The sequence below is a fragment of the Mesorhizobium sp. M7A.F.Ca.US.006.04.2.1 genome (genome assembly GCF_004022915.1).
In the GTDB taxonomy this organism is placed as follows: domain Bacteria; phylum Pseudomonadota; class Alphaproteobacteria; order Rhizobiales; family Rhizobiaceae; genus Mesorhizobium; species Mesorhizobium ciceri.
Window position 1 is genome coordinate 1 of sequence record NZ_RZQA01001158.1, and the last position, 1,517, is coordinate 1,517.

The window sequence follows — 1,517 nt, forward strand, 5'->3', positions numbered from 1 at the left end:
GTGCCATTCCTTGTGCGGTCCATGATGACTTCGGAGCCGACATTCGAGGTGAGCAGGATCAGGGTGTTCTTGAAATCGATCCGGCGGCCCTCGCTGTCGTCCATCATTCCCTTGTCGAAGACCTGGAAGAAGATTTCGTGGACGTCGGGATGCGCCTTCTCGACCTCGTCGAGCAGGATCACCGAATAGGGTTTTCTGCGCACCGCTTCGGTCAGGATGCCGCCCTTGCCGTAGCCGACATAGCCGGGCGGTGCGCCCTTCAGTGTCGAGACGGTGTGCGCCTCCTGGAACTCGGACATGTTGATGGAGATCAGGTTCTGCTCGCCACCGTAAAGCGTTTCGGCCAGCGCCAATGCCGTTTCGGTCTTGCCGACGCCCGAGGGGCCGCAAAGCAGGAAGACCCCGACCGGCTTTTCAGGCGCGCCAAGCCCGGCGCGGCTGGTCTGCACGCGTTTGGCGATCATCTCCATGGCGTGATCCTGGCCGACGACCCGTTCCGAAAGCGTGGCGGCGAGCTTGAGCGCCTTTTCGGTCTGGCTGGACAGCATCCGTCCGGTCGGGATCCCGGTCCAGTCCTGGACCACGGCGGCCACTGCATTGCGGTCAACCGAGGGCAGAATCAGCGGTGTCTCGCCTTGTGCCGCTGCCAATTCGGCCATCAGTGCGCGCAATCGGGCGAGATCGGCGGCAGGATCGGCAGCGGCCTGTGTCTCCGCGTCCGTCTGGGCGGCCTTGGGCGGCTCAGTCTCTGACGACTCCGCTACCTTGGTCGTTTCTGCGTTCGCCGCTGCCGGTTCGGCATCGGCCCCACCGGTGGCCGCATCGAGCGCCACACCCTCGCCGCGCAGCCTGGCGCGCAGTTCGAGTATCTCGGCGACGAGCACCTTTTCACGATCCCAACGCTGCTGCGCCGCAGCCAGGGCGATCTCGCTTTCGGCAAGCCCGGTGTCGACGCGCGCCTGCCGTTCAGCCACCTCGATGCCGATCGCGGCCTCGCGCCCGATGATGCCGCGCTCGACCTCCAGAGCCTGGCGGCGGCGCATGATGTCCTCGACCTCGGCTGGCGTAGCATGCTGCGATATGGCGACACGGGCGCAGGCGGTGTCGAGGAGGCTCACCGCCTTGTCAGGCAGTTGCCGTGCCGGGATGTAGCGATGCGACAGGCCGACTGCTGCCTCGATCGCCTCGTCGAGTATCTGCACCTTGTGGTGTTGCTCCAGAACCCCTGCCACACCGCGCAACATCAGAACGGCCACCGCCTCCGACGGCTCGTCGATCTTGACCACCTGGAAACGGCGGGTCAGCGCCGGGTCTTTCTCGATGTGCTGCTTATATTCGGCCCAGGTCGTTGCGGCGATGGTGCGAAGTTCGCCCCGTGCCAGCGCCGGCTTCAAGAGATTGGCGGCATCACCGGTTCCGGCAGCACCGCCGGCGCCAATCAAGGTGTGGGCCTCGTCGATGAACAGGATGACCGGCGTTTCGGACGATTGAACCTCGTCGATCACAGCCTTCAGCCG

Annotated in this window: 1 protein-coding gene; it reads right to left on the minus strand. The window is 65.1% G+C overall.

Translation table 11 applies throughout. The features are described from left to right. On the minus strand, positions 1-1,517 hold a 1,517-nt coding region (locus EN925_RS35350; protein ID WP_128337342.1), incomplete at both ends, for an AAA family ATPase.